We start from the raw sequence: 17,306 nt of genomic DNA, 5'->3' as shown, positions 1-17,306 counted from the left end.
GGCGCTGCTCAAGCAAATACTTCCGCCGCCAGCAGGCGGGCGAGCAGGGTGGTGAAGTCCAGCGTTGGATCGAACGTCAGGGCGCTGTTGGTTGCCTGTTCCAGGGAGTTGCCCGCCGCGCAGGCGTCGAGAAAGATGCAATCGACTTCACTCAGAACTTGCCAGAGCACCTGGCCGTGGTGTCGGCGCATCAATACCCCTTCACCCTCCCAGGCAAGCGGCTCCGGCACGGGCGCGGCCCTGCGGTTACTGTCCCAAATGCTGTAGATCGGTTGTTCGGCGAACCATTGCCAGCGCACATCGGTGCGCGGGCGCAGGTGTTGTTGACCGAGCAGTTCAGGTGCCAGGTTGGTCATCGCCAGCCTGTTCAGGCTGCTGTCGGCAGGCGCGGTGTGCACCTCGATCCATAGCCTGTCAGCGCGGGCCACATTGGCCAGGTAAGGCAGATGTTGGGCGGGCTCGAATTGCTCAATGAAGGTTGCGAAGTGCTCTCCATAGAAGATCAGGCGCGCGTCGCTGGGCGGCGTCTGGGTTGCATGAACCGTAGCGGCAGCGCGGAACCAAGGGTTGCCCACCAGACGCTCGACGGAGGGAAAGTTGGCCTGCAAGGCATCCACACAGCCTTTGAGCACGGTATTGCGATACACCGTGAAACCAACTTGCTGGGTGAGTGCAAGCAGCTCATTCGACGCTGCGCCGCCGTACAAGGCGTTGACGAAAGCTGTCTGGAATTGTCCCAGCGTTGAAGTGCTCATGGTTGTCTACTGTTGCTATCGAGCAGCAACTGGGCCATGTCGCGCTCGCGCAGAAGTGCCTCGAAGGGGGGGATCTGATCGTCGCGCTCAATCAGGGTAGGACGCGTGCCAATGCGTTTTATCAAGCGCAGATAGAGCGTCCACACCTCGGCGGCAATGGGCGCATCGTGGGAGTCAATCAACAGGTCGCTGTTGGCGTCCTGACTGTAACCGGCCAGGTGAATCTCGCTGATCAGGTGGGCCGGAAATGCATCCAGGTAGGTGCTGGCCTCAAAGCCCATGTTATGGGCGCTGACATGCACATTGTTGATATCGAGCAACAGACTGCAGCCGGTACGCTGGGAAAGCTCGGTGAGAAAGTCGATCTCACTGAAGTCATGCCCGTCCAGGTGCGTGTAGTGGCTTGGGTTCTCGATCGCCAGCGGGCGGCCCAGGATATCCTGGGCGTAGTCAATGTTCTCGACTATGCGTTGCAGGGCCGCGTGGCTGCGCGCAAAGGGCAGCAAGTCCGGGTGGTACTGCCCTTGCCAGGTAGACCAGGCCAGGTGCTCCGACAACAGTTGTGGTTGCACTCGTTCGGTCAGCGCTTTGAGGCGATACAGATGCTCGGCATCCGGTAACTGGTCGGCGGCCAACGACATGGACACACCATGCAAAGACAGCGGGTGCTGCTCGGCAACGGCTTGTAGCCATTCCAGTCGAGGGCCTGCGACCATGTAATTCTCCGGGTGAACCTCGAACCACATTCCGGGTGCCCTACAGGCCATGGCGTGTTCGTAATGCTCGGCCTTGAGCCCGAGACCGGCGCCCAAGCCGGTGTTGGCACTCAGAGAGGAAGGTGTGTTCATGGTCGCTTCGCCCTTTACCGGTTGCCGAGGATCAGGACTGTTTTGCAGTCAGCGAGCCCATGCCGTTGGGCGTTTTGATCGAGGTGCAGGTGCCAGCAGGCACGTTCTTCCAGGCGTTGGCTTGGTAGTCCATTTTTGCTGTACCGGCGCAACTGGTGCCGGCCCCGGCTTTGCAATCGTTTTTACCTGCCATGGCCACGCCGTAGCATTTTTCCATGGCAGGTGCTGGCGCATCGGTGGACGAAGCGGCAACGGCAGTCCCTGCGATCGAAGCGAAGGCGAGAGCGGCGGCGGTAGCGGCGAAAGTTTTCATGGCGTCATACTCCAAAGGTTAGGTGGCCGGGCATTTTTGCTTGCGGCTCGTGAAGTAGTTCGCCGGGTTTAGCCGATGGGTTACAGCCCAGCAGAATTTTTTTGTCTTTTCGCCAGGTAGTTAAAAACGCTATCGTTTCTGGCAGCTATTTTCTTTTCGTCCCCTGTAACCAGAGCCTTGGATGGACCGAACTAAACAGAGTGAATTGCTGCGTGCGCGTGAAGCAGCGCTGCAAGGCTTGTTGGTGGCAGGACTGGACGGCGATGCGCAGGCTTATCGACTGTTCCTGCAGCAACTGAGCGGGCACCTTCGAGGTTTTTTGCGCAAGCGCCTGTATTCGCGCTCTGACGATCTCGAGGACTTGCTCCAAGAGGTGCTGCTGGCGGTGCATAACGCCCGTCAAAGCTATCAGCGCGATCAGCCGTTGACCGCCTGGGTGCAGGCCATTGCCCGCTATAAACTCGCCGATCATTTACGCGGCCAAGGGCGACGAGACGCCTTGAACGACCCACTGGAGGACAGCGACGAGCTGTTTGCACAGGAGCAGCAAGCGCCGGCTCAAGCCCAGCGGGACTTGGGTAAACTGCTGCAGCAACTGCCAGACAAGCAACGCTTGCCGATTGTGCACGTCAAGTTGGAGGGGCTGTCGGTCGAGGAAACCGCACAACTGACCGGGCTTTCCGGGTCAGCGGTGAAGGTTGGCATCCATCGGGGGCTCAAGGCACTCGCAGCGTTGATTCGAGGTACATGATGAAAACCGACGACCTGATTTCCCTGCTTGCCACCGGTATCGAACCGATCGATCGGCAGCAGTTTACGCGGCGTATTGGCCTTGCCATGCTGATCGCCATTGTCGGCGCAAGCGTACTGACAGTGCTGCTGTATGGGGTGCGTGCCGACCTTGCCGTGGTGGCGGCAACACCGTTGTTCTGGGGCAAGATCGCCTTGCCGGCAAGCTTGATGGTTGCTGCGCTACTGGTCTTCAACCGGTTGGCACGTCCTGGCCTTGAGGTTGGCCTGCGCTGGGGAGGGATTGGCGCGCCCGTGCTTGGGGTTTGGGCGGTGACGTTGCTGGTATTGAGCGGTGTGCCTGAAGAACAGCAATTGAGCATGATCTTCGGCCAGACCTGGCGCAGCTGTGCGTTCAACATTGTGTTGTTGTCGGTGCCGGGCTTCTTTGCGTTGATTCGTGTCTTGCGCGAGTTTGCACCTACTCAGTTGCGCCTGTCGGGTGCAGTGGCCGGTTTGTTGGCGAGCGCCACTGCCACCTTGGCCTACTGCCTGCATTGCCCAGAGATGGAAGTGCCGTTCTGGGGCGTCTGGTATGTGCTGGGTATGGCCATTCCCACTCTGCTAGGCGCGTTGCTCGGGCCGCGCTGGTTGCGTTGGTAACTTACAACATCTGCTTCATCTGCACCAAGGCTACCCGCGAATTGCCAGGCCCTTGGCGTTCCTCGATGGCAAAGGGTTCAAACCCCAGCTGTGGATAAAGCAACAAGCCGGCGGTATTGCTGTTGAAACACGATACCCATACTTCGCGGGCATCGAACTCGCTGCAGGCCAGATCAATCATGCTCTGCACCAAATAGCGCGCTACGCCATGACCCCGGGCCGCTGGGGCTACCACCACATTGCCCAAGGCGCAGACACCGCCTTGCTCGGCCTTGTAGAAGTTGGCAAACGCCAGCACCGTCCCGTCGCCCTCTACCACTGTCGAGCCGGCCCGCTGCGCGATTGCATCGCTCAATTGCGCTGGCGTCAGTGGGTAATTGGCCTTGGGGAACATGTAGAACAGCTCGTCGGGGCCTTGGGGAAAGCAGCAGATGGCGGCGATGTCCGCGGCCTGGACTGGGCGATGAGTCAGTTGCATAAGGTGGCTCGCTCATGGAGGAGGGTGTCAGGAATCCTACACTGCCTGCTGGCTTGCGCAGGTACAATTGGCAGCTGAAAAATCGCCACGCGGATATTGTCATGAGTCTTTCTGTTCCCATCGTGCCTGAACGTCGCCTCGGTGCGCCGCTGTTCGCCTTGGCGCTGCTGCTGATCGGTGCCTTGTTCCTCAAGGCTTATGTCGGCACCAACCAGGTGTTGCTGTTGATCGTTGGCGCCGCCTTGGGGCTCACTTTGTATCACGCCGCCTTTGGCTTTACCTCGGCCTGGCGCGTGTTCATCAATGAACGCCGCGGGGCAGGCTTGCGGGCGCAGATGGTCATGCTGACCATCGCCGTGTTGCTGTTCTTCCCGGCGCTGGATGCCGGCACCCTGTTCGGTCAGCCGGTCAAAGGCCTGGTGGCCCCGGCCGGGGTCTCGGTGGTGTTTGGTGCGTTCATCTTTGGCATCGGCATGCAGATGGGCGGTGGCTGTGCTTCCGGTACCTTGTTCACCGTCGGTGGCGGCAACGCACGGATGCTGGTGACCCTGCTGTTCTTCATCATCGGTTCGGTAACGGCCACCCATCACGTCGATTGGTGGTTCTCGCTGCCATCGTTGCCGGCCACCTCGATTGTTCAGTCTTTTGGCCTGCTTCCGGCAGTGCTGGTGAGCCTGGCGGTATTCGCGGTAATTGCATGGGCCACAGTGGTGTTGGAAAAGCGCCGTCACGGTCTGCTGGAAACTGCGCCACCCAGTGAGCACCAGGGCCTGCGTCGTTTTCTGCGTGGCCCATGGCCGCTGGTGTGGGGCGCTGTGGCCCTGGCGTTGCTCAATTACGCAACCCTGGCACTGGCCGGGCGACCATGGGGCATCACCTCGGCATTCGCCCTGTGGGGCGCAAAAACCCTTGGTGGCCTGGGCGTAGACGTCGGCAGTTGGGCGTTCTGGCAAGTACCGGCCAATGCCAAGGCCCTGGCGTCGCCACTGTGGGAGGATGTCACCACGGTAATGGACATCGGCATTGTCCTCGGTGCGCTGCTGGCCGCAGGCTTGGCGGGTCGCTTTGCGCCCAACCTGAACATTCCTTTGCGTTCACTGGTAGCCGCGGTTATTGGCGGTCTGCTATTGGGTTACGGCTCGCGCCTGGCCTATGGCTGCAACATCGGCGCGTACTTCAGCGGTATCGCCTCCGGTAGCGTGCATGGCTGGTTATGGTTGATTGCGGCGTATGCGGGCAACGTGGTTGGCGTGCGTATTCGTCCGTTCTTCTTCGCGCGATAAGCCTACAGAACCACATTATCGATAATGGCTTTAGCCATCTCACCTGGAAAATGCGCGGCCCATACCAGGGTCGCGTCTTCATCTGCAGTCCCGGCAACGCGGGCTCCCACATGGAACGGTATTACCCGCACTTTGTAGGCATTGGCAAAGCCTGCGAGCTCATCAGAGCGCTTGGGTATGTTGCCAAAGCTCGTGGCATGGCTCAGGTAGCCGTTGCCAGTGGGTTAGGTCGTGAAAGCCTCTACAAGGCATTGTCTCCAGGTGCGAAGCCTCGTTTCGACACGGTGCTGAGAGTTATTCGCGCCCTGGGAATCGACCTTTTGGCGATGCCGCATACAACGCCACATCATTAATCGCCATCAACTGCCAGGCTCGCCTGCAACCAAATACTAAAACTTCGCGTCAATGGGCTCTTCTCGCTATCGCGATGTATCAGGCAGCTCCAGTCAGGCCCGCGTACGGTTTGTGCGCACAGCGGCTGCAATAATCCTTGGCTGTTTGCCTGATTTGCCAGTAGTTGGCTGACCAAGGCAATTCCATGACCCGCGCAGGCGGCATCGAGCAGCAGGCCAGGGTCGGAGAAGTTCAGGCCATTGCTGCGTTGGCCAACATCTTCGCCGCCCTCTATTACCCAATGACTCCAGTCCATTTCGCGTTCGCCATGCAAGGTGGTGCGCTGCTCCCTGGGCGTGTTGAGCAAAGCAGGATGGCAAGCCGGGTAAAGGCGATCACGGCACAGGGTCCGGTGGCTGCATTCTGCCTGGGCGCTGAGGTCATCGCGAATGCTCAGGTCGATGGTTTGCGTGGCCATGTCCGGTGGCTCGAAACTGGTGAACAACCACAGGTCAACCTCGGGGTGCTGGCGATGAAAATCGCCCAGGCGCGGCAGCAACCAGTGGCGGGCAAACGCCGGAGTGGTGTTGACCACCAGTTGGTTGGGCTTGCGGTATTGCTCCAGACGGCGAATACCCACCGACAATTGCTGCAGCATCGCCTGGGTGGTGCTTTGCAGGTCGTAGCCGGCATCGGTAAGGCTCACGCTGCGGCCGCTGCGAAAGAACAACGGTTGCTCCAGGAATGTTTCGAGGCTGCGTATCTGCTGGCTGATCGCCGATTGAGTGAGATGTAGCTCTTCGGCTGCCTTGTGAAAGCTGCCCAGGCGAGCGGCAGCTTCAAAGCCGCGCAGGGCATTCAGGGGAGGCCAGTGCTTTAGCATTGATTAGCTCTACTTATCAGTTGTCGGCTAAATCTATCGTTTGTTTGCGCATTTATGAAGCCATAGCATGGACTTTCTTACCGCAGCAGCGGTTTTCAGTAATTAATATCCCTTAACTGAAAGGTGAGAAGCATGCAGCGCAATGACGATCTGAACAGTGGTTGGTTCATGCCCGCAGAGTGGGTGAACCATGCAGCGACCTGGATGGTCTGGCCGCACAACCAGCAGTTGTGGGAGTCCGGCTGGAAGGTGACGCTGGAGCAGGTTCAGGTGGACTTTGCCCGTGTTGCCAATGCGATTGCGCGCTTCGAACCGGTCAAGATGGTGGTTGATCCCTCCGCCCGCGCCAGTGCCAGCAAACTCTGTGGGGCGAACATCGAGTTGATCGAGCTGCCGGTGAACGACAGCTGGTGCCGCGACTCGGGCCCAAGCTTTGTTTGCCATCCCAAGCTGGGGCTGGCCGGTGTCAGCTGGCGCTTCAACGCCTGGGGCGGCAAGTCGGCGCATGACCTGGACGAAGGCTTGGCGCGGCGTGTGCTCAACACGCTCGGGCTGGACTGCTTTGGCACGGCCTTGAGCAACGAAGGCGGGGCAATTCATGTGGACGGCGAGGGTACGTTGATTACCACCGAGTCGGTGTTACTCAACCCTAACCGTAACCCGGGAATGACCAAGGCCGAGATCGAGGATATTTTCTCGCGCTTTCTGGGTATCAAAAAAACCATCTGGCTGCCGGGTGACCCAGACTACGTCACCGGTGACATGACCGATGGCCACGTTGATGGCGTCTGCGCGTTCGCTCGTCCTGGCGTGTTGCTGGTCGATGCGACCCGCGACCAGAGTTCGGTGTATGCCCAGGTGGCTCGGGAAAACCGTAGGGCGCTGGCGCTGGCCACCGATGCCCAGGGTCGCAGGTTTGAAATGCACGAGCTGTACGAAGCGAGCGAGGCAGTGGATGTCGATGCCGAGGTGTTCTGCGCTTCTTACACCAACTTCTATATTGCCAATGGCGCCATCATCATGCCGGCCTACGGCATCGAGGCGGACCATGCGGCTGCCGAGGTATTGGCCAAGGCGTTCCCTGGACGTGAAGTGGTCCCGGTGCAGATCAACCATCTGGCCCACGGTGGTGGGGGCGTGCACTGCATCACTCAACAGCAACCCGCCTGGCCGGTAAAGGGGTGATGCATGAGCATGTTGACCGTTGCTACTACGCAGATGCCCTGCACCTGGAATTTGCAGCACAACCTTGATCAGGCCGAACAGCTGGTGCGTCAGGCGGCGGCCCAGGGCGCCCAGGTAATCTTGCTGCAAGAGTTGTTCGCCACGCCGTACTTTTGCATCGAGCAGCATCACAAACATTTGGCCCTGGCCGAGGAGTATCAACACAGCCAGGTGCTCAAGCGCTTTGCCGCATTGGCTGCAGAGCTGGGCGTGGTACTGCCGCTGAGCTGGTTTGAAAAGGCTGGTAATGCCTACTTCAATTCGCTGAGCGTGGCCGATGCCGATGGTCGTCTGTTGGGGGTGTACCGCAAAACCCATATCCCCAACGCCATCGGCTATCAGGAGAAGGAATACTTCAGCCCTGGCGATACCGGCTTCCGCGTCTGGGATAGCGCATTTGGACGTTTGGGCGTGGGCATCTGCTGGGACCAGTGGTTCCCCGAAACTGCACGCTGCCTGGCGCTGATGGGCGCCGAGGTGTTGTTGTTCCCGACCGCTATCGGCTCTGAGCCAGGTGCTACGGAACTGGATTCGCGGGATCACTGGCAGATGGCAATGCGCGGACATGCAGCGGCCAATATCTTGCCGGTGGTTGCCTCCAACCGTGTGGGGCTTGAGGCAGCGACCACCGATCCCGAGTTGCAGATGACCTTTTATGGCTCGTCGTTTATCAGCAACCACAAAGGCAAGATGCTGGCCGAAGCCGACCGCAATACCTCTGGTGTGCTGGTGCAGCAACTGGACCTGGCGGCGATGCGTGAAGAGCGTCTTACCTGGGGTATTTACCGCGACCGCCGCCCGGAAATGTATGCAGCGCTTCTGGGGCTGGATGGCCGTCAAGTCAACGCGTGCTGGAAGACCCAAGGGGATTGATATGAACGTCAGCCATAAAGGTTTACTCGTTACCCTGGGCTTCGCGCTGGGGGCAACCTTGACCACGGCACATGCTGAGGAAAAGACCCTGCGCCTATACAACTGGGCTGATTACTTTGCCGAGGACACGCTATCCAAGTTCACCGCCGAGACCGGCATTAAGGTGATCTACGACGTGATGGACGGCAGCGAAGTGCTGGAAGCCAAATTGATGACCGGCGGCAGCGGCTACGACCTGATCTTTCCTGGCGACACCGTGGCGGAGCGACTGATGCGTGCCGGCAGCCTGCAGGAGCTGGACCGCTCGAAGATAACCGCGCTGGCCGATGTGGAGCCGGGCCTGCAGAAGCTGCGTACTCATTATCCGCACGCCAGCAAAGCGACAGTGCCTTTTCCCTGGGGCACCATCGGCCTGACGTACAACGATGAGCAGATTCGCAAGCGCATGCCGGATGCGCCGGTGGACAGCCTGGAGTTGTTGTTCAAACCGGAGCTGGCAGCCAAATTTGCCGACTGCGGGATTTCGATGATCGATTCGCCGGACGAAGCCCTGGCGGTAGTACTTAATTACTTAGGCCGCGATCCGCGCAGTGCCAAGAAGGAAGACCTCGCCGCGGCCAGCGAACTGCTGCTCAAGATCAGGCCGTATATCCGCAAGTTCCAGTCGCAGCCGGTCACCGACCTGGTCAACGGCAACTTGTGCCTGTCGCTCGGTTACAGCGGCGACATGACCCAGGCTCAGCGCACCGCCGACTCAGCGTCCAGGAAAGTCAGCTTCCAGTACCGCATCCCGCGTGAAGGCACCACGGTTTGGATGGACAACATGGCGATTCCAGTCGATGCCAAACACCCGGAATACGCCTATACCTTTATCAACTTCGTCATGCGTCCGGAGAACATGGCGGCTATCAGCAATTTCACCGGTTACCCCACCTCGAACGCCAAGGCGCGCCCGGATGTCGATCCGCAGATGCGCAACAACCCGGACATCTATCCGGCTGCAGAGGCCTTCGAGCGCCTGGTGACAGGTAAGGACATTCCCCAATCCGACATGCGTGCGCGGATGCGGGTTTGGACCAAATTCAAAACGGCGTCCGGCAACTGACGGCGTGGCGCCCGTTCACTGTTATTGATTTGATTGAGAGACAAACAGATGCCAACGCGTCGTGAATTTATACAGCAGGTTTCAGCGGCCGCCGGCCTGGGTCTGGTTGCATCGATGGGCTTTGGTTTCGGCACCCCCCGGGCGTTGGCAGCCGGTAATGGTCACTGGTTCATGCCGGACGAGGGCGAAAAGCAACAGTGCGCCTTTGTGTCCTTTGGTGCCCAAGAAGCCATCTGGGAAGACTTCACCGGTGACGTGCAAGAAGCGATCGGCCGGATCGCCAGCACCATCGCTCGCTACCAGCCTGTGGTTGTGCTGTGCCGTGCCCATGAGCGGGAGCTGGCCGAAGAACTATGTGGCAGCAAGAACACCACCTTTGTCGTTACCGAGCTGGATGACATTTGGATGCGTGACATCGGCGCCAACTTTGTCATCACCGAGCAAGGCGACTTGGGTGCAGTCGATTTCAACTTCAATGGCTGGGGCAACAAGCAACAGCATGCCTTTGACGCTCGGGTGGCAAGGCTGGTGGCGAACAACGCCGAGGCCACCTATCGGCGTAGCGAATTGGTGGGTGAAGGTGGTGGTATCGAAGTGGACGGTCACGGTACGGGCATCATGACCGAAAGCAGCTGGATCAATGCCAATCGCAACCGTGACTGGAGCAAGGCTGAGGTTGAAGAGGAACTCAAGACGCAACTGGGGCTGCGCAAGATCATCTGGTTGCCGGGGATCAAGGGCAAGGACATCACCGATGCGCATGTCGATTTCTATGCGCGTTTTGTCAGCCCTGGCGTCGTTATTGCCAACCTCGACACCGACCCTGATTCATACGATCACAAGGTAACCAAGAGGCATTTGGAAATTCTCAACAACGCGACCGACGCCGATGGCCGCAAGCTCAAGATACACACGGTGTCACCGCCACTGAATCCGCGTAGCAACCGCTTCAGCAAGGACAATCCGGATTTTGCTGCCGGTTATATCAACTACTTCGTTATCAACGGCGCAGTCATTGCTCCGCAGTTTGGGGATAAAACCGCCGACGCCAAAGCGTACGACTTGCTCACGGAACTGTACCCGGACCGTGATGTGGTGCAGCTCAATATCGACGCCATTGCAGCGGGTGGGGGCGGTATTCATTGCGTAACCCACCAACTGCCGATGGTATAAGCCCAGGTGTTCACTGAGCGGTAGAGCGCACGCGTGCTGGCTGCCCTTGCTGGCGGGTCAGCACAATGCCCAGTAAGGAAATCACCAGCGCCAGGCCGATGGTTGTGGTGACTTCGGCGCGGTGCTCCGGGGTTACCAGCATGACCCCGAGCGCTGCGATAATAAAGGCGATCACCGCATACGTGAGCCACGGAAACAGCCACATCTGAAAGTTGAGCTGCACGCCTTGGCGCCGCAGCTTAGCGCGCATGCGCATCTGTGAAATGGCGATAACCAGATACACCAGCAAGGCAATGGCGCCAGAGCTGGCCAGCAGGAACTGGAACAACCCAGCCGGGGCGAAGTAACTGACTACGGTGATCACGGCACCGAGCACGGTGCTGGCGATCACGGCAGTTCTTGGTACTCCTACTTTTGAGGTGACCTTAACCTGCCTGGGCGCCTCGCCACGCTTACCCAGCGAATAGAGCATGCGAGAGGCAATGTAAATCGAGGAGTTCATGCAACTGGCCACCGCGACCAGTACCACCACATCCATCATGAACTTGGCGTGGGGAATGTTCATCAACTCCAGTGCTCGCTGGTAGGAACCCACCGACGCCAACAAAGGATCGTTCCAGGGCACGATGGAAATGATTACGGAAATCGACAGTAGGTAAAACACGCCGATCCGCCAGATGACCGAACGGGTAGCCCTGGCGATGTTCCTTGCCGGACTTTGTGATTCAGCCGCGGCAATGGTAACCGCCTCGATACCAATGAAGCTGAACATTACGGTGATGAAGGCCCCTACCACGGCCGAAGCGCCGTTAGGTGCGAAGCCGCCGTGTTCCTCCAGTAATTGGCTAAACCCACTGACCTCCCGCTCTGGCACCCAGCCCATCAGCACCGCAGCGCCCAGGCCAATGAAGGCGATGATTGCCAGCACCTTGAACATCGCGAACCAGAATTCGAACTCACCGTACTTGGCAACACTGAATAAGTTGGTGGCGGCCAGGGCGATGATGGAGATCAGTGCAAACAACCAGGACTCGACCCCAGGAAACCAGGCGTTGAGTACATGCCCTGCAGCAAGCGCTTCAATTGGAATGACCAGCACCCAGAACCACCAGTACATCCAACCAATGCTGAAACCCGCCCATGGCCCGATAGCTTGGTCGGCGTAAGTGGAAAAAGAGCCGGTATCAGGATTGGCGACGGCCATCTCGCCAAGCATACGCATGACCAGGATGACCAGAATGCCGGACAAAAAGTAAGCCAGGATTGCAGCGGGACCGGCAGCGGCAATTGCATGTCCGGAACCGACGAATAGCCCCGCACCAATAATACCGGCAATGGAAAGCATGGTGACGTGGCGAGGTTTGAAACCTTGCGCCAACTGACCTTTCGAATCTTCGGAGCCCAAGCTGATCATTATGCTTATTCTCTTTGTGTTTGATCTTGGGGCGTGCTGACTGACCGTTAGGCGAACATCAATTCTTCCCGTTCGAACACCTTGAAAGCGGCATAGCTGAAACGCGCAGTTGCTCTAGTCGATCAGTCATCACGACGAACGCATGGTTGAAAAAGGCCTGGTCACATTACCTACGAGTGTGGGCTGGAGTGTTTGTCGAGCGCGCCGTAGCCAAGTCCGATTGCGACATGGCATGGCAGATCAGTCGGGTTAAAAAGACGCCCTAGAGCGGGTCCATTGCTGACTGGTGAGTTTTACAAGTTTTCCGTATAATCGCGCCGCCGCTATTAGGGCGGTGTTTCATAAATTAAAGGACTTAGTATGAAAAAGCTGTTGAAAGCATCTGTTGCTGTTGCCCTGGTTTCGGGCGTTGCTCTGCTGTCGGGCTGCACTGGCCAAGTTTACAACCAGCCAAAAAACTGCACCTACGACTACCTGTTCCACCCTTCGGTTTCCGTTTCTAAAATTATTGGTGGTTGCGGTCCTATCGACAAGCTGCCACAGCAGTAAGTTTAGAAGTGACTCGACTGGTCCCTTTCGGGATCAGTCCAAACCCCCTGTTACTGACGTAGCAGGGGGTTTTGTTTTTCTGCTGTTGTTAAGCTGCTTGTATCCCAACTAACTTGATCTTCAGGTTAACAATTTGTCAGGCTCTGGCGGCACGGGGAATGGTGCTAACATCCGCGATTGCAGCAGCGAGCTACGGCCTTACAATGACCAGCGAACAGTCACCATCGCATTGCGTGGCTCGCCGTACAGGCTATTGCCGTAGTCGGTGTTGGAGCTGATGTCCTGGTAGTAGGTTTTGTCGAAGACGTTGTTCAGGTTCACACGTACGTTCACGTTTTCCGAAGCCTGGTAACTGGTCATCAGGTCTACGACGGTGTAGGCCTTTTGTTCGATGCGATAGTCGAACGTGGTCAGGTAGTCGTTAGTGCCTTTGTTGTAGACAGTGTTCTGTCGGGAGAGACCGCCACCGATCGTCCAGCGATTGAGTTCACCCGGCAGTTGATAGGTGGTGAACGCCTTGAATATATGACGCGGAATGTTGGTGCTGAACAAGCGCCCGACATTATTGTGGTCAGTGTCCTTGGTGTATTTAGCCGCGGCATAGGTGTACCCGGCGCCCAACTCCCAGCCGGGCATCAGCGAGCCATTCACTTCCAGTTCGAAACCTTCGCTACGCACTTCCCCAGCGGCTTCAAAACAGGTGCTGCCCACCGGATTGCACTGGTTGGGGTTGAGCTCCTTGGCGCGGTTTTCCTGATCGATGCGAAAGATAGCTGCGCTGGCATTCAAGTTGCCGTTGAAGTATTCGCCCTTGATGCCGATCTCGTAGTTTTTACCTTCAATAGGCTTGAGTGCGTTGCTCTGAGCGTCTAGCTCGGTTTGCGGGCGGAAGATGTCGGTGTAACTGACATACACCGAGTGGTTCTGGTCCAGGTCATAGACAGCGCCGGCATAGCGGGTCAGATGGCGGGTGACTTTGTTCGGCAGGCTGCTGGCCGAGGTCTTGCCGTTCCAGCTGGTATCCACATCAAACTCGTACCAGTCCAGGCGTGCGCCGAGGATTAATTTCAAATCGTCGGTAATGCTCAGTCGCGTGGTGACATAGGCACCTTCCTGCTCACTGGTGCGGTCTTGTTTCCAGGGGTTTGCACTCAAGTCTGGCTTGGGAATGCCGCCGGGATTGTGCAGGTCGGTATGGGTATCGAGCGAAGTGGCCAGGCCCTTGCCCTTGAACTTCAAGTCACGCTTGCTGGCGCCGATAATCAGCTCATGGTTACGGCCGAGCAGCGAGAAGGGGCCGGTTACATAAGCGTCGTAACTACTCTGTCGGTCGTCGTAATCGTACCTGCCGATGTACTGGCCGAACTGGTCAAAGTTGTCACCCATTCGTTCAGGAATAGAGCCGGCCATGCTTAGGTCCGACCAGCTCTTACTGGCCGCCAGCATCATTTTCCAGCTGTTGGCGAAGCGGTATTCCAGGCGCGTGAAGGCAGTGGTGTTGTCTTGGTCCCAGAACTCCCAGTTGCTACCTAAATAAGTGGAGCGCTTGAGGTGCAGATCGCTGCCATCGGCGGCAACCGGCAAGCCGCCCCATGCACCGTTGTAGTTGGAGTTCTGGTTGCTGATGCCAAAGGTGAAGGTGGCGTCTTCGTTGAGGTCCGCTTCGGTAATGCCATAAAACACCGAGCGTTCGGCGCTGACAAAGTCCTGAAAACTGTTTTTGCTCTGATAGGCGCTAACCACGCGGCCGCGCAGGGTGCCGCTTTCATTGAGTGCATTAGAGGCATCGAATTCGGTGCGGTAGTTGTCCCAGCTGCCGGCGCTGCCGGTGATGCTCACACGCGGTGTGGCGGTAGGTCGTTTACGGATCATGTTGACCGCCGCCGCGGGATTGCCGGAGCCCTGCATCATGCCGGTTGCGCCACGGACCACCTCCACTCGGTCGAAGATCGCCATGTCGGGGGCGGAGTTCATGTCGCGGGTGAGGTAGTGCGAGAGATCGTTGGCCAGGCCGTCGGTCATCAGGTTTTCCACGGCAAAGCCGCGGGAGTAAAAGGTCGAGCGTTGCGGGCCATCTTTTGTAACGGCGATGCCGGGGGTGCTTTTCAGCACATCTTCCAGCGACTTCATGTTCTGGTCGTCCATGCGTTGGCGGGTAATGACCGTGACCGACTGTGGTGTTTCGCGAATCGACAGCGCAAGTTTGGTTGCCGTCTGCATGGAGCCGGTGGTGTAGGAACCGGTGTCTTCGGTGGTAGCGCCCAGGTATCCACCGGTGATGTTAGTGGTGTCGAGTTCCAGGGCCGAGCCGGATGGTGTGTTGATCAAGCTGAAGCGTCCGGCCCCCTCCTGACGCAGCTGCAGCCCGCTATTTGCCAGCAGCCGGGTGATGCCCTCATTGAATGAGTAGCGGCCCTTGATTCCCGGGGTGACCAGGCCCTGGGTTTGCGTTGAACCGAACGACAAGGTTACGCCACTTGCCGCGGCAAATTGGCTGAGCGCGGTTCCCAAGGGGCCGGCCGCAATGGTGTAGTCGAGCTGTTCGCTGGCTTGTTGCGCCCAGGCGCAGGGAGCAATGGCTGCGGAGCAAAAGGCAGCGCCGAGGCTGATGCGCAACAATGCACCATTGAGGTTCATCCGCAATGCGGTCTTCTGGAGGGGACTGGGGTGGCTCATGTAACGCTTCCTATGCCGTTGCAGTAAAGGCGGCTGATTAACCGCTCTACTGATGAGCCGAACGAAAAAAGGAATCGGCAAGACGCGATTTATTGTTATTCGCAGGTAGGCGAGCCGACTATGCCTCGACCCGCACCCAATATCTGGAAAAGCGCCGCACCTTCACAGGGAGCGAAACCTGCAGGTTGGCCAGCACACCATCAATATCGTCCAGGCGGAAAGCGCCGGAGATGCGCAGATCGCCGACGTTCTCGGCGCACCCGAGATAACCGCGGCGATAGCGAGCCAGCTCGGCGACAAAGTCTGCCAGTCGCCAGTCCACGACCACCAACAAACCTTGGCTCCAGGCGCTACTGCCGACAGGACTCGGGCGCAGCTTACCGAGCTGGGAGGTGCCGAAGGTCAGCGCTTGCCCTGCTTCGACTCTTTGTACTTGAAGTGGGGCGTCCAAGGCGCGCACCTCCACTGCATGCTTTTGCACCTCGACACTGCTGAAGCCCTGCTGCAGGCGTACATCGAAACGAGTGCCCAAGGCCAGGATGCGGCCATGCGGCGTTTGTACCGACAACGGGCGAGCGGGAGCGCGATCGGTTGCAGTGGTGACGAGGATTTCGCCCTGCCGCAGCAGAATCAATCGCTCCTCCAGGCTGTACGCGATGTCTACACGGGTGTCGGTGTTCAACTCAAGGTTACTGCCGTCCGGCAGGGTCACTTGCCGTTGTTGTCCGGTGCCGGTGGCGAAATCCGCGCTGTAGGGGGAGGCGCGGTAACCTGCAAAAGTCGTGGCACCGGCGGTCAACACCATCAGCATCTTCAGGCCCTGGCGCCGTTGCACGCCCATTTGCGACAACACTGGCAAGGCCACATCTGGCGCTACACCGCGCAACTGCTGCTGGAGCTTTTCGATGCGCGCCCAGGCATTTGCGTGCCGGGGGTCAGCGCCAAGCCAGCGCTGCCAAGCCATGCGCTGGTCGCAACTGACATCGACGTCGTTGAGTGCCAGGTACCACTGTACTGCCGCTTGCAAGTGCTCCTTGGTCGGCGCATCGATGTGCGCACCGCTCAATCGTCCATCAACAGAATGCATTGCATCAGCGCCTTTGCCAGATGGTTTTTCACTGTCGTTACCGATAGCCCCAACTGCTTGCCCACTTGCACGTAGCTAAGGCCTTCGAGCTGAACCAGCAGAAAGATTTTCCGGGTGCGTGCCCCAAGACCATCAAGCAGCGCGTCGATGGCCATCAGCGACTCAATGATCAGGTGATGAGTTTCCGGTGATATCTGCAGCGGCTCGGGGCGAGTGGCAAGTACGTCCAGATACGCCCGTTCGAGGGTTTGACGGCGGGCCTTGTCTATTAATAGCCCGCGGGCAATGGTCGCCAGATAATTCCGTGGTTCGCGCAGGAGGGGCGTGCTGCGCAGGGTCAGCATACGTATAAAGGTGTCTTGAGCCAGATCCGCAGCATCGGCGCTATTACCGATACGCGAACGTATCCAGCCTTTCAGCCAGCTATGATGCTCGCCGTACAGATGCTCGACATCCAGTGGTGTTGTAGCTTTGACCCCTGCGTCCATGATTGATCGCTGCAAATGATAATATGTCTCATTATTTGCGATGCTGCGCTTTAAGGCAATCGTAAGCGCTTGGTCAGCAGGGGCCAAAAGCAGTCAGTCAGTATCTATAGTGGCAACCCGGGTGCTTTGATAAGGAAAAAGAATTTCCAGGCAGGGGTTGACCGGGTATTTGAATACTGTATTATTCGCCTCCCGCTAACGAGCAGTTCGAAACTGCTTTTAGCTTAAGCGATTGAAGTTGAAAGAGAAATTCTGGAAAACTTCAAAATAAACGCTTGACACACTCTGAGGAAAGCGTAGAATGTGCGCCTCGGTTGAAGCGAAAGACTTCAGCCAACGCTCTTTAACAATCGAATCAAGCAATTCGTGTGGGTGCTTGTGACTCAGACTGATAGTCAGAAAGATTATCAGCATCACAAGTGACTGCACGAG

19 protein-coding genes are annotated in these 17,306 nt (G+C 58.1%); 9 read left to right on the top strand and 10 right to left on the bottom strand.

Going from position 1 to position 17,306, the window contains the following annotated elements; all coding sequences use genetic code 11:
• Positions 1 to 8: 8 nt before the first annotated feature.
• From H8F21_RS17660 to H8F21_RS17650, 3 genes are read right to left on the bottom strand one after another with little or no spacing between them, the layout of a single operon-like run.
• Positions 9 to 755, bottom strand: coding sequence for an HvfC/BufC N-terminal domain-containing protein (locus tag H8F21_RS17660; protein ID WP_203482677.1), 747 nt, complete (start codon positions 753 to 755; stop codon positions 9 to 11).
• Positions 752 to 1,603 carry an MNIO family bufferin maturase gene (bufB, locus tag H8F21_RS17655; protein WP_203482678.1) on the bottom strand — a complete coding sequence of 284 codons (852 nt, stop codon included), beginning with the start codon at positions 1,601 to 1,603 and terminating at the stop codon, positions 752 to 754. Before bufB ends, H8F21_RS17660 begins: the two co-directional genes overlap by 4 nt.
• A 31-nt stretch (positions 1,604 to 1,634) precedes the next feature.
• Positions 1,635 to 1,916 (bottom strand): BufA1 family periplasmic bufferin-type metallophore, encoded by a 282-nt coding sequence (locus H8F21_RS17650; RefSeq protein WP_136478064.1) that lies wholly within the window; start codon positions 1,914 to 1,916, stop codon positions 1,635 to 1,637.
• A 181-nt stretch (positions 1,917 to 2,097) separates the two neighbouring features.
• Here H8F21_RS17650 and H8F21_RS17645 point away from each other — a divergent pair, with 181 nt between their 5' ends.
• A complete protein-coding gene (locus H8F21_RS17645; RefSeq protein ID WP_203482679.1) occupies positions 2,098 to 2,667 on the top strand; it encodes a sigma-70 family RNA polymerase sigma factor in 570 nt (189 codons plus the stop codon).
• Positions 2,667 to 3,308: a DUF1109 domain-containing protein gene (locus tag H8F21_RS17640; protein ID WP_136478062.1), complete on the top strand. Its 642-nt coding sequence runs from the start codon at positions 2,667 to 2,669 to the stop codon at positions 3,306 to 3,308. Before H8F21_RS17645 ends, H8F21_RS17640 begins: the two co-directional genes overlap by 1 nt.
• 1 nt (position 3,309) lies before the next feature.
• Here H8F21_RS17640 and H8F21_RS17635 read toward each other — a convergent pair whose 3' ends face one another.
• Complete coding sequence (locus H8F21_RS17635; RefSeq protein ID WP_203482680.1) at positions 3,310 to 3,786, bottom strand: GNAT family N-acetyltransferase; 477 nt, start codon at positions 3,784 to 3,786, stop codon at positions 3,310 to 3,312.
• A gap of 101 nt (positions 3,787 to 3,887) precedes the next feature.
• Here H8F21_RS17635 and H8F21_RS17630 point away from each other — a divergent pair, with 101 nt between their 5' ends.
• Positions 3,888 to 5,069 (top strand): YeeE/YedE family protein, encoded by a 1,182-nt coding sequence (locus tag H8F21_RS17630; protein ID WP_203482681.1) that lies wholly within the window; start codon positions 3,888 to 3,890, stop codon positions 5,067 to 5,069.
• A 2-nt stretch (positions 5,070 to 5,071) separates the two neighbouring features.
• On the opposite strand, the gene H8F21_RS30060 is transcribed toward H8F21_RS17630, so the two are convergent.
• Positions 5,072 to 5,179 carry a DUF3077 domain-containing protein gene (locus tag H8F21_RS30060; protein ID WP_203482682.1) on the bottom strand — a complete coding sequence of 36 codons (108 nt, stop codon included), beginning with the start codon at positions 5,177 to 5,179 and terminating at the stop codon, positions 5,072 to 5,074.
• Here H8F21_RS30060 and H8F21_RS17620 point away from each other — a divergent pair, their 5' ends adjacent.
• Positions 5,180 to 5,422 carry an addiction module antidote protein gene (locus H8F21_RS17620; protein WP_203482683.1) on the top strand — a complete coding sequence of 81 codons (243 nt, stop codon included), beginning with the start codon at positions 5,180 to 5,182 and terminating at the stop codon, positions 5,420 to 5,422.
• Here the strand turns inward: H8F21_RS17620 and H8F21_RS17615 are convergent.
• Entirely contained in the window at positions 5,419 to 6,285 is an 867-nt protein-coding gene (locus H8F21_RS17615) for a LysR family transcriptional regulator (protein ID WP_203585124.1), read from the bottom strand. The genes H8F21_RS17620 and H8F21_RS17615 overlap by 4 nt on opposite strands.
• Before the next feature lie 132 nt (positions 6,286 to 6,417).
• On the opposite strand from H8F21_RS17615, the gene H8F21_RS17610 reads away from it, so the two are divergent.
• Genes H8F21_RS17610 through H8F21_RS17595 form a run of 4 tightly spaced genes read left to right on the top strand, consistent with a single transcriptional unit; the run spans position 6,418 to position 10,660 of the window.
• On the top strand, positions 6,418 to 7,470 hold the full coding sequence (locus H8F21_RS17610) for an agmatine deiminase family protein (RefSeq protein ID WP_203482685.1): 1,053 nt from the start codon (positions 6,418 to 6,420) through the stop codon (positions 7,468 to 7,470).
• Positions 7,471 to 7,473: 3 nt separating this feature from the next.
• Positions 7,474 to 8,382 carry an N-carbamoylputrescine amidase gene (gene aguB, locus H8F21_RS17605; protein WP_203585123.1) on the top strand — a complete coding sequence of 303 codons (909 nt, stop codon included), beginning with the start codon at positions 7,474 to 7,476 and terminating at the stop codon, positions 8,380 to 8,382.
• Position 8,383: 1 nt separating this feature from the next.
• The gene (locus H8F21_RS17600) at positions 8,384 to 9,487 is read left to right on the top strand and encodes an extracellular solute-binding protein (protein ID WP_203585122.1); all 1,104 of its coding nucleotides are present in this window, start codon (positions 8,384 to 8,386) and stop codon (positions 9,485 to 9,487) included.
• A 48-nt stretch (positions 9,488 to 9,535) separates the two neighbouring features.
• Positions 9,536 to 10,660: an agmatine deiminase family protein gene (locus tag H8F21_RS17595; protein ID WP_203585121.1), complete on the top strand. Its 1,125-nt coding sequence runs from the start codon at positions 9,536 to 9,538 to the stop codon at positions 10,658 to 10,660.
• A gap of 10 nt (positions 10,661 to 10,670) precedes the next feature.
• Here H8F21_RS17595 and gabP read toward each other — a convergent pair whose 3' ends face one another.
• Positions 10,671 to 12,074 carry a GABA permease gene (gabP, locus tag H8F21_RS17590; protein ID WP_203482689.1) on the bottom strand — a complete coding sequence of 468 codons (1,404 nt, stop codon included), beginning with the start codon at positions 12,072 to 12,074 and terminating at the stop codon, positions 10,671 to 10,673.
• 360 nt (positions 12,075 to 12,434) lie between these two features.
• On the opposite strand from gabP, the gene H8F21_RS17585 reads away from it, so the two are divergent.
• Entirely contained in the window at positions 12,435 to 12,623 is a 189-nt protein-coding gene (locus H8F21_RS17585; RefSeq protein ID WP_136478052.1) for a YhfL family protein, read from the top strand.
• A 198-nt stretch (positions 12,624 to 12,821) separates the two neighbouring features.
• Here the strand turns inward: H8F21_RS17585 and H8F21_RS17580 are convergent, their stop codons facing one another.
• From H8F21_RS17580 to H8F21_RS17570, 3 genes are all read right to left on the bottom strand, one after another.
• Positions 12,822 to 15,299 carry a TonB-dependent siderophore receptor gene (locus H8F21_RS17580; protein WP_203482690.1) on the bottom strand — a complete coding sequence of 826 codons (2,478 nt, stop codon included), beginning with the start codon at positions 15,297 to 15,299 and terminating at the stop codon, positions 12,822 to 12,824.
• 118 nt (positions 15,300 to 15,417) lie between these two features.
• Positions 15,418 to 16,386 carry a FecR domain-containing protein gene (locus H8F21_RS17575; RefSeq protein ID WP_203482691.1) on the bottom strand — a complete coding sequence of 323 codons (969 nt, stop codon included), beginning with the start codon at positions 16,384 to 16,386 and terminating at the stop codon, positions 15,418 to 15,420.
• Complete coding sequence (locus H8F21_RS17570; RefSeq protein ID WP_203482692.1) at positions 16,362 to 16,874, bottom strand: sigma-70 family RNA polymerase sigma factor; 513 nt, start codon at positions 16,872 to 16,874, stop codon at positions 16,362 to 16,364. The genes H8F21_RS17575 and H8F21_RS17570 overlap by 25 nt, the downstream gene beginning before the upstream one ends.
• Between the last annotated feature and the right edge of the window lie 432 nt (positions 16,875 to 17,306).

This window comes from Pseudomonas arcuscaelestis, from assembly GCF_016881005.1.
In the GTDB taxonomy this organism is placed as follows: domain Bacteria; phylum Pseudomonadota; class Gammaproteobacteria; order Pseudomonadales; family Pseudomonadaceae; genus Aquipseudomonas; species Aquipseudomonas arcuscaelestis.
Note: the sequence above shows the minus strand (reverse complement) of the source record. Positions and strands in the feature narration are given on the sequence as shown.

Coding starts and splice junctions, on each gene's coding strand:
- H8F21_RS17595 (WP_203585121.1), top strand. CDS start 9,536: ATGCCAACGCGTCGTGAATTTATACAGCAGGTTTCAGCGGCCGCCGGC.
- H8F21_RS17580 (WP_203482690.1), bottom strand. CDS start 15,299: ATGAGCCACCCCAGTCCCCTCCAGAAGACCGCATTGCGGATGAACCTC.
- H8F21_RS17610 (WP_203482685.1), top strand. CDS start 6,418: ATGCAGCGCAATGACGATCTGAACAGTGGTTGGTTCATGCCCGCAGAG.
- H8F21_RS17635 (WP_203482680.1), bottom strand. CDS start 3,786: ATGCAACTGACTCATCGCCCAGTCCAGGCCGCGGACATCGCCGCCATC.
- H8F21_RS17660 (WP_203482677.1), bottom strand. CDS start 755: ATGAGCACTTCAACGCTGGGACAATTCCAGACAGCTTTCGTCAACGCC.
- H8F21_RS17630 (WP_203482681.1), top strand. CDS start 3,888: ATGAGTCTTTCTGTTCCCATCGTGCCTGAACGTCGCCTCGGTGCGCCG.
- H8F21_RS17645 (WP_203482679.1), top strand. CDS start 2,098: ATGGACCGAACTAAACAGAGTGAATTGCTGCGTGCGCGTGAAGCAGCG.
- H8F21_RS17600 (WP_203585122.1), top strand. CDS start 8,384: ATGAACGTCAGCCATAAAGGTTTACTCGTTACCCTGGGCTTCGCGCTG.
- H8F21_RS17650 (WP_136478064.1), bottom strand. CDS start 1,916: ATGAAAACTTTCGCCGCTACCGCCGCCGCTCTCGCCTTCGCTTCGATC.
- bufB (WP_203482678.1), bottom strand. CDS start 1,603: ATGAACACACCTTCCTCTCTGAGTGCCAACACCGGCTTGGGCGCCGGT.
- H8F21_RS17640 (WP_136478062.1), top strand. CDS start 2,667: ATGAAAACCGACGACCTGATTTCCCTGCTTGCCACCGGTATCGAACCG.
- H8F21_RS17575 (WP_203482691.1), bottom strand. CDS start 16,386: ATGCATTCTGTTGATGGACGATTGAGCGGTGCGCACATCGATGCGCCG.
- gabP (WP_203482689.1), bottom strand. CDS start 12,074: ATGATCAGCTTGGGCTCCGAAGATTCGAAAGGTCAGTTGGCGCAAGGT.
- H8F21_RS17620 (WP_203482683.1), top strand. CDS start 5,180: ATGGAACGGTATTACCCGCACTTTGTAGGCATTGGCAAAGCCTGCGAG.
- H8F21_RS17570 (WP_203482692.1), bottom strand. CDS start 16,874: ATGGACGCAGGGGTCAAAGCTACAACACCACTGGATGTCGAGCATCTG.
- H8F21_RS17585 (WP_136478052.1), top strand. CDS start 12,435: ATGAAAAAGCTGTTGAAAGCATCTGTTGCTGTTGCCCTGGTTTCGGGC.
- aguB (WP_203585123.1), top strand. CDS start 7,474: ATGAGCATGTTGACCGTTGCTACTACGCAGATGCCCTGCACCTGGAAT.
- H8F21_RS17615 (WP_203585124.1), bottom strand. CDS start 6,285: ATGCTAAAGCACTGGCCTCCCCTGAATGCCCTGCGCGGCTTTGAAGCT.